Annotated in this window: 10 protein-coding genes; 1 reads left to right on the forward strand and 9 read right to left on the reverse strand. The window is 63.0% G+C overall.

What is annotated here, in order from left to right; translation table 11 throughout:
• Nucleotides 1-46 precede the first annotated feature (46 nt).
• The 5 genes from FJ490_RS07005 to FJ490_RS07025 all read right to left on the reverse strand — a co-directional run bounded on the left by FJ490_RS07005 (nucleotide 47) and on the right by FJ490_RS07025 (nucleotide 4,143).
• Entirely contained in the window at nucleotides 47-745 is a 699-nt protein-coding gene (locus tag FJ490_RS07005; protein WP_181165338.1) for a DnaJ domain-containing protein, read from the reverse strand.
• A 354-nt stretch (nucleotides 746-1,099) separates the two neighbouring features.
• Nucleotides 1,100-1,537 (reverse strand): DUF1489 family protein, encoded by a 438-nt coding sequence (locus tag FJ490_RS07010; protein ID WP_140729167.1) that lies wholly within the window; start codon nucleotides 1,535-1,537, stop codon nucleotides 1,100-1,102.
• A gap of 133 nt (nucleotides 1,538-1,670) precedes the next feature.
• Nucleotides 1,671-2,201, reverse strand: a complete 531-nt coding sequence (locus FJ490_RS07015) for an ImmA/IrrE family metallo-endopeptidase (protein ID WP_140560940.1) — start codon at nucleotides 2,199-2,201, stop codon at nucleotides 1,671-1,673.
• Nucleotides 2,198-2,557, reverse strand: coding sequence for a hypothetical protein (locus FJ490_RS07020; RefSeq protein ID WP_140560939.1), 360 nt, complete (start codon nucleotides 2,555-2,557; stop codon nucleotides 2,198-2,200). The genes FJ490_RS07015 and FJ490_RS07020 overlap by 4 nt, the downstream gene beginning before the upstream one ends.
• Before the next feature lie 182 nt (nucleotides 2,558-2,739).
• The gene (locus FJ490_RS07025) at nucleotides 2,740-4,143 is read right to left on the reverse strand and encodes an L-serine ammonia-lyase (RefSeq protein ID WP_140729168.1); all 1,404 of its coding nucleotides are present in this window, start codon (nucleotides 4,141-4,143) and stop codon (nucleotides 2,740-2,742) included.
• Between the two features lie 175 nt (nucleotides 4,144-4,318).
• On the opposite strand from FJ490_RS07025, the gene FJ490_RS07030 reads away from it, so the two are divergent.
• Entirely contained in the window at nucleotides 4,319-5,062 is a 744-nt protein-coding gene (locus FJ490_RS07030; RefSeq protein ID WP_140557715.1) for a DUF599 domain-containing protein, read from the forward strand.
• Here the strand turns inward: FJ490_RS07030 and FJ490_RS07035 are convergent.
• From FJ490_RS07035 to gatC, 4 genes are read right to left on the reverse strand one after another with little or no spacing between them, the layout of a single operon-like run.
• Complete coding sequence (locus FJ490_RS07035) at nucleotides 5,011-5,808, reverse strand: YdcF family protein (RefSeq protein WP_140729169.1); 798 nt, start codon at nucleotides 5,806-5,808, stop codon at nucleotides 5,011-5,013. The genes FJ490_RS07030 and FJ490_RS07035 overlap by 52 nt on opposite strands.
• A gap of 27 nt (nucleotides 5,809-5,835) precedes the next feature.
• A complete protein-coding gene (locus tag FJ490_RS07040) occupies nucleotides 5,836-7,401 on the reverse strand; it encodes an amidase family protein (protein WP_140525252.1) in 1,566 nt (521 codons plus the stop codon).
• Entirely contained in the window at nucleotides 7,401-7,859 is a 459-nt protein-coding gene (locus FJ490_RS07045; RefSeq protein ID WP_140525253.1) for a GNAT family N-acetyltransferase, read from the reverse strand. The genes FJ490_RS07040 and FJ490_RS07045 overlap by 1 nt, the downstream gene beginning before the upstream one ends.
• Before the next feature lie 7 nt (nucleotides 7,860-7,866).
• Complete coding sequence (gene gatC, locus FJ490_RS07050) at nucleotides 7,867-8,154, reverse strand: Asp-tRNA(Asn)/Glu-tRNA(Gln) amidotransferase subunit GatC (RefSeq protein WP_140498745.1); 288 nt, start codon at nucleotides 8,152-8,154, stop codon at nucleotides 7,867-7,869.
• Nucleotides 8,155-8,305 lie beyond the last annotated feature (151 nt).

The raw sequence follows: 8,305 nt of genomic DNA on the forward strand, positions 1-8,305 counted from the left end.
GGACGGCGTGGAAGATATCTCCCGGAAATTTCTGCGTCGAAGGAGACTAATCGTGATTGGAGAGCAAGACGTCCTTGGCTTCGTTGATCCGCGCCGCCAGGAAAGACGTGCCGCCGATATCGGGGTGCAGGCGCTGCATCAGGCGGCGGTGCGCCTTGCGGACATCCGCCGCGGCGGCCCCCGCTTCAAGACCAAGGACCTTGTAGGCCTCCTCCTTAGTCATGGCGCCCGGACCTGGCGCAATACCCAGCCCTTCGCCACCGTGCGCCTCAGCGTTTTTGCGCCAGACGGGAAATCTGCCGTCAAGATACGTCTCTAGCAGTTGCCGGCTCTCCGGGTCACCGGAGAGTTCGCGAAACAGCTGCAGCAATTCGGCTTTGCCCATCGCACCAAGCATCTTGCCTTCATGGCGGCCTGCCAGGACAAGGCCTTCAAGGCCTCCTGTATCGTGATCGAGGTCCATTTCCAGCGCCGCCGTGCGTACGGTCGAGCGTCTCCGCGCCGGCATCACGGCTCGCCGGTTCAGCCGCATCGAGCCGTACCAGGCGATCGCTGCGAGCAGGATGATGCCGCCGAGACCGCCGCGCCCGACCAGCAGCACGGCGCCGCCGACCAATGCCAGCAAAACCGGCCCAACCTTCCTCATGTCGCCTGCCAGCCTGCTCGGGTCGGCCCGCACGAAAGCCGTTGCCAGGCCCATCAGCACCAGCAGCAATGCGACGACAGCGATGATCGCGCCTATCATATTCCACTGCCCCGTGAATGCCCGGCGATCGGCCGGTTTTCCAAACTACTCCTGAACACGAGCATGCCGCCACCGGGTGTTATTTCTGCGCCGCAAATCATGACCTTGCGCGACACATGGTCCGCATCCCACCACGCCGCGGCGCGATGTGGTCGGCGCGAATGCGTCAGATATCGAAACCGGATGGTTCCTATCGCTCATGATTTTCAAGATGTGGCGTTGTCGCGACGCTTGCAAGTCCAACGGACAGCAACATTGAGGGCCAGCAACCGCAGTCCGCCCATGCGGGCCGGCCATGCCGCCAGATTGCCCCGGAGCAAGCCAACTGGCGGCTCGGAACAAGCCGATTGTGACTTAGAGCAGGCCGAGATCGGCGAGCTCGCGCCGGAGTTTCGGCGGCATTTCGACCTGCCCCGGCTTGCCCTTGCCGAGATCGGCAGGTGCATCCGATGGCTTTAGATAGCGCCAGCCCTGAAAGGCGCGGCGCGGCTGCCAGGCGGTGCGCACCACTTGCGGATCCAGCATCAGATGGCAGCGGCCGATGCCCTCGTCATCGGTGAATGGCCGGATCTCGGTGATCAACTGCCGGCATTGCACACTTCCCTTGATCACCCAGTAGAGCGAGCCGCCGTCGGTAACCTCATCGGCGCGCGTCGGCACCATGCGGGTGGTGTGCCAATGCTCGGCCGGTTCGCCGGCACGGCGCCGCTCGTCGAGGCGGAACGCGATCCATTCTTCGAGATCCTCGACGCTGTCGCAGCCGACGCAGAGCTTTAGGAGGTTGAGAGCCATTGCCCAAGATTTAATCCGTCGCACGGATGCGTCAACGGCCTGAGCAAGTTCTCCACAGTGCCAGCGGGCTGAAGCTGTGCCTGACGCTCCTGCCTATGGCCAGGATGGGAGTGAGTGTCATAGGCGCGCGGAGCTATTCAGCAGGGACGGATTGGGTCGCGTCTGTCACCAGTCGGATGAGGCCAAGCGTTTTCAGCCGATACTCCATCGCTAGCCGGGAAACATCAAAACGCAATGCTAAGTCGTGGATTGTCGTCACGCCTTCATTCAAAAGCCGTTCGATCGTAACCTTCGGCATGAGAAGGCTGGACGCAAACTGGTTGGCCTGAACCTCATGCTTGTAGTCGAGGGGGCGCTCTGGATTGCGGTTGGCCGCTTCGTCAAAAAGACGGTCCAGGTGCTTGTGCTTCTTGAGGAGATCTCGGTGCATCATGAAATGGCCGAGTTCGTGAGCGGCAGTGAAGCGCTTACGTTGTGGTCCGTCGTTGATGTTGACAGCAATCGTGCAATGCCACCCGTCATACTCGATGTAACCGGACTCGCCTGGCGGCATGTCGCGTTCAACGTAAGTAAGCCCGATCTCGCCGATTATGGCCTTTACATTCACCGGCGCCACTAGCGCGTATTTTTGAACGATCGCGTTAACATTTCCGTAATTGATCATGGCTCGTCTCCGTCGAGACTGTTCACAATAGCTTGAGCATCGTCAGTAACCCTACTTGTAGTTCCAAGAGAGTTTTTCAACGCCAACTGGTCTGCCATCTCGCGGCTCACCATTGCAGGCAGTTCCGATCTTACCAGATTCTCCGCGGTTTTGCGTGCAATTTCGCCGGACAACGAGTGGAGTGACTGATAGCCCCAAACGGCCAGCATAGCGATGAAAATGCCAAGCGCCGTCAGAAGCACACCCAAGGCGGCAAGGACGATCGTTACGACCTCAACCGACGTAAACCCCGACACTACATAATAGCCGCGCCCGATGAACAGGTACGCCAGACAAAAGAACATCGCGATGTTCATAACGAACATGATACCAAATATGAATCGGCGAGCGCCTCGCATACTTACCCCTCCCAGGCCATAAATTGGTGATGACACAGCGCGCTCTACCGAAAACATGCACCGCGAGGTGGTATATCATCAAAAGCAGATGCTGATGCCGAAGTTTGATCTAAGTTGCGGCGCCCAATGTGCGCCAGCCCTCAACACTCCACCACATTGACCGCCAGCCCGCCGAGGCTGGTCTCCTTGTACTTCTCGTTCATGTCAAGGCCGGTCTGGCGCATGGTTTCGATCGCGGCGTCCAGCGGCACGAAATGGGTGCCGTCGCCCTTGATGGCAAGCGAGGCGGCCGTCACCGCCTTGACCGCGCCTAGCGCATTGCGCTCGATGCAGGGCACCTGCACCAGCCCGCCGACCGGATCGCAGGTCATGCCCAGATGGTGCTCCAGCGCGATCTCGGCGGCGTTCTCCACCTGTTCGGGCGTGCCGCCCATGACCGCGCACAGGCCGGCCGCCGCCATGGCCGAAGCCGAGCCGACTTCGCCCTGGCAGCCGACCTCGGCGCCGGAGATGGACGCATTGGACTTGATGATGCCGCCGACGGCGGCTGCCGTGAGCAGGAAATCGCGAATGCTGGGCTGGTCGGCCTCGGGATGGAAATGCAGCCAGTAGCGCAGCACTGCCGGCAAGGTGCCGGCCGCGCCGTTGGTCGGCGCGGTGACCACGCGCCCGCCGGCCGCATTCTCCTCGTTGACGGCCATGGCATAGATCGACAGCCAGTCATTGGCGAGCAGCGGATTGGGCCGGTTCTGCTGCCACTGCTCCTGCAGCTTGTCGTGCAATTGCCTGGCCCGGCGGCGCACCTTCAGCCCGCCCGGCATGATGCCGTCCTGCGACAGGCCGCGCTCGATGCAACTCTTCATGGCACCCCAGATGGCGTCGAGGCCGTCGTCGAGCTCATCGCGCGACATTTGTGTTTCCTCGTTGACCCGCTTCATCTCGGCAATGGAAAGGCCGCTCTTGCCAGCCATCTTCAGCATCTCGAGGGCGTTCTTGAAGGGATAAGGGACTTTTTTGCCTTCGGTCGTCACCGAACCCTTGGCTTTCATGCGCTGCAGCTCTTCTTCCGAAACCACGAAGCCGCCGCCGATCGAATAATAGATCCGCTTGAGCAGCAGGCGGTCGCCAGCGTCATAGGCATAAAACGCCATGCCGTTGGCGTGGCCGGGGAGCGGCGTCTTGCGATCGAGCACCAGATCGCTGGCCGGATCGAAACGGTAGGAAGGATGACCGCGCGGTGAAACCAGCTTGTCGGCGGTGATGCGAGCGACAATGCCGTCCGCCTGGTCAGGGTCGACCGTCTGCGGCGTCTGGCCGGCAAGGCCGAGAATGACGGCACGGTCGCTGCCATGGCCGATGCCCGTATAGGCGAGCGAGCCGTGCAGGCTGGCGCCGATGCGAGCGACCTTGGCGCCGACCGGACGCGGCCAGTCGTCTCCGGCGATCTCGTCGAGGAAACGGCGGGCGGCCGTCATCGGTCCCATCGTGTGCGAACTCGATGGTCCGATGCCGATCTTGAACAGGTCGAAAACCGAAAGGAACACGCGCCACAATCTCCCGAAGCCGCTCTGGGACTACATATAGGAACTCCCGCGATGTTTCCGCTGTTTTGAACGGCGCGGCGCAGCGCCCGCCGACCTTGTTTGCTCCGGCAGCGACATGACCGTCGCTGCCGGCGGACGATCGAAGCAATCGCACTGGATGTGATAGGTTCCGCCAATGGGCGATTCCCTCGATCTTTCGACAGCCGATCTCGCGGCGTTGGCGTTCTTCCTCATTGCGTGGGTTCTGCATACGCTCGCCTCGGACGGCGTGCTAGTCAGCCGCATGTCGCTGACAACGGCGATGAATGCGCAGCGTCAGGCCTGGATGCACCGGATGGCCGAGCGTGAGATCCGCATCGTCGACACAGCCATCATGGGTGGCCTGCAGCAAGGCACCGCCTTCTTCGCCTCCAGTTCCCTGATCGCGCTTGGCGGCTGCTTTGCCTTGCTCGGTGCCTCCGACCGCGTCCTCGAGGTGTTGAGCACCCTGCCTCTGGGCGGCGCCTCGTCGCGCCCGGCTTTTCAGATCAAGGTGCTGGGACTGGTGCTGATCCTGGCGTTTTCGTTCTTCAAGTTCGGCTGGGCCTACCGTCTGTTCAACTATTGCTCGATCCTGATCGGTGCTGTGCCGATCCCGCATGGCGAAGCCTCGCGCAACCCGGTCACCGAAACGGCGGTGTGGAGGGCGGCGCAGATGAACATGCTGGCAGGCAAGCATTTTAATTCCGGCCTGCGCGGCGTGTTCTTTTCGATCGGCTATCTCGGCTGGTTCGTCGATCCGGTGGTGTTCGTGCTGTCGACGCTTCTGCTCCTGGCCGTTCTGGTGCGGCGCCAGTTCTTCTCGGCGGCGCGCCGCGCCGTGATCGGTCAGCCGCCAGGTGCGGGAAAAGGCCGATCGATGCGGCCGGACAGCCAATAGGCGAACAGCCCTATCCATTCGCGGATCGCCATGGTGGCCGCCTGCAGCGCATCGGCCGGATTGTCGCGGAACAGGCCGATGCCTTCGCGTCCCGACGTTCGATAGTCGACCGGCCACGGGACGGTCACGAAGCCGGCCTTGTCGAACAGCGCCTTGGCGCGCGGCATATGGTAGGCCGAGGTGACCAGCAGCCAGGTTTCGCCCGGCTTCGGCGCTATCAAGGCCTTGGTGAAGACGGCATTCTCATAGGTGTTGCGCGATTTGCCCTCGAGGATCAGGCGCTCCGGCGTCACGCCAAGCGCGCCAAGCAGGCGCGGCGCGGTGGCGGCATCGCCCTCGCCGTCGAGGAACAATTCGCCATTGCCGCCGGAGACGACCACCTTGGCGTCGGGAAAGCGCCGCGCCAGCACGGCCGTCTCGACCATCCGGTCGCCGCCGCTGTTCAGCTCATAACCGCCGCGCACCAGATTGATGCCGCCCTCGAAGCCGCCGCCGAGCACGACGATGCCATCGACTTTTTGCGGCAGCGGCGGGCGCGGAAAGCGTTCCTCCAGCGGGTTGAGCAGCAATGCGCCGAGCGAGGTCCAGGCCGAAAGCGCCAGAACCAAAAACGCCAGCACGCCGCCGGTGGCTGCCAGCCGCGGGCGGCCGAAAAATGCCGAGACCAGCCCCGCCAGCAGCAGGAAGATCGTCAGGTTGAGCGGCTGGATAAAGAACCAGAAGATTTTCGAAAGATAAAAGAACATCCCTCACCCCTTAGATGAGAAACGATCCTACCACCACTTCTCCGGCTGGAACGTTCCGGCCGCCTGCTCGATGACGGCAGCGGTCTGGAACAGCGTCTCTTCTTCGAACGGCCTGCCGATCAGTTGCAGGCCGAGCGGCAAGCCCTTGGGGTCTAGGCCGGCGGGCACCGCAATGCCCGGCAGGCCCGCCATGTTCACGGTGACGGTGAAGATGTCGTTCAGGTACATCTTCACCGGATCGGAAGCCATGTCCTCGTCTGCAATGCCGAAGGCGGCAGATGGCGTCGCCGGTGTCAGGATGACATCAACGCCGGCGGCAAAGACGTTCTCGAAGTCCCGCTTGATCAGATTGCGCACCTTCTGCGCCTGCAGATAGTAGGCGTCGTAATAGCCCGCCGACAGCACATAGGTGCCGATCATGATCCGGCGCTTGACCTCGCGGCCAAAGCCGGCGGCGCGGGTCTTCTCATACATCTCGACGATGTCCTTGCCCGGCACGCGAAGGCCGTAGCGGACGCCGTCATAGCGCGCAAGGTTGGACGAGGCTTCGGCGGGCGCCACGATGTAATAGGCCGGTAGCGCGTATTTGGTGTGCGGCAAGGAGATGTCGACGATCTCGGCGCCAGCATCCCTGAGCCAGGCAATGCCCTTCTGCCAAAGGGCCTCGATCTCCTCCGGCATGCCGTCGACGCGGTATTCCCGGGGAATCCCAACCTTCATGCCCTTGATCGGCTTGCCGATCGCCGCCTCGTAGTCCGGCACCGGCCGGTCCACCGAGGTCGTATCCTTCGGATCGACGGAGGCCATCGATCTGAGCAGGATCGCGGCATCGCGCACGTCGCGCGCGATCGGCCCGGCCTGGTCGAGCGACGAGGCGAAGGCGACGATACCCCAGCGCGAGCAGCGGCCATAGGTCGGCTTGATGCCGACCGTGCCGGTGAACGCGGCCGGCTGGCGGATCGAGCCGCCAGTGTCGGTGGCCGTGGCGCCCGCGCACAGGAAAGCCGAGACGGCGGAGGCCGAGCCGCCCGACGAGCCACCCGGCACCAGCTGCGCATTGTCCAGGGTGCGCGCGGTCCTGGTGCCGCCGGCCGAAACGAAGCCGCCATCGCCCTGATGCGTGGTCGGCATCACCATCGTATCGACGCGCGAACGCCGCCACGGGTTGACCACCGGCCCGTAATAGGACGTCTCGTTGGACGAGCCCATGGCGAACTCGTCCATGTTGAGCTTGCCCAGCATGACCGCCCCGTCAGCCCACAGATTGGAGGTGACGGTCGATTCGTAATGCGGCTTGAAACCGTCGAGCACATGGCTGCAGGCCTGGGTGTGCACGCCCTCGGTGCCGAACAGGTCCTTAATGCCGAGCGGAATGCCTTCCAGCGCACCGCCCTCGCCTTTGACCAGCCTGGCGTCGGAGGCCTTGGCCATGTCGCGCGCCTTGTCGCCGGTCACCACGACGTAGGCGTTGAGCGCCGGATTGGCGCGCTCGATCGCAGCAAGATAGGCGTCGGCGATCTCGGTCGCGGTGATTTCCTTGGCGCGCAGCTTGGCGCGGGCCTGCGAAATCGTCAGTCGGGTCAGGTCGCTCATCAGGCAAGGCTCTTTTCGTAAAACACCGACCACTCGGAATCGGGATAATCCAGCACCGGACCGCAACGCGAGAAGCCGGAACGTTCATAGACAGCCCAGGCGGCAGGATGGCGATCGCCCGTCTCCAGCACCAGACGCTTCAATCCTTCCTCGCGCGCCAGCGCTTCGACACGCTCCACGATCCTGGCGCCGATTTTCTGGCCGCGATGCGTGGGCCGCGTGTACATGCGCTTGACCTCGCCGACGGCGCCGTCATGGCGCTTCAGCGCCCCGCAACCGATTGCAAAACCGTCGTCGCGGACGACGAAGACCGTGGTGTCCGGGCCGGCCATCTGCTCGACGGTCAGGTGATAGCAGTGTTCCGGCGGCGTCAGTTCGAGCAGCGTCTCGTTGAGCTCCGCGACCAAGCCGCGCACATCGTCCTGCAGCGGCGTCTCGATGGCGATTTCGATGGCCATCGGCCTGTTACTCCACGACCTTCGGCACGAGGAAGAAGTTCTCTTCCGTGGCAGGCGCGTTGGCGACGATGTCGGCAGCCTTGTTGCCGTCGGTGACGACGTCCTGGCGCTTCTTCATCCCCATCGGAGTTACCGAAGTCATCGGCTCGACCCCGGAAACATCGACCTCGTTCAGCTGTTCGACGAAGCCCAGTATGGCATTCAGCTCGCCGGTCATGCGTTCGGCATCTTCCTCGCTCACCGCAATGCGGGCGAGACGCGCGACGCGCTTCACTGTCTTGACGTCAACGGACATGTTTGTGCCTCGGGAAAACCAGCCCCGGCCTATAGCGGCGCCGCGCGCGGCGCGCAACATGTGCATGCCCACAATGTCGTAAGCACATGAGTTGTCCGGATTAGGTAGCACGTGAGTTGTCCGGTTTTATCGCCAGCGGATGGAGGCTGGG

This window comes from Mesorhizobium sp. B2-5-11, assembly GCF_006440835.1.
In the GTDB taxonomy this organism is placed as follows: Bacteria; Pseudomonadota; Alphaproteobacteria; order Rhizobiales; family Rhizobiaceae; genus Mesorhizobium.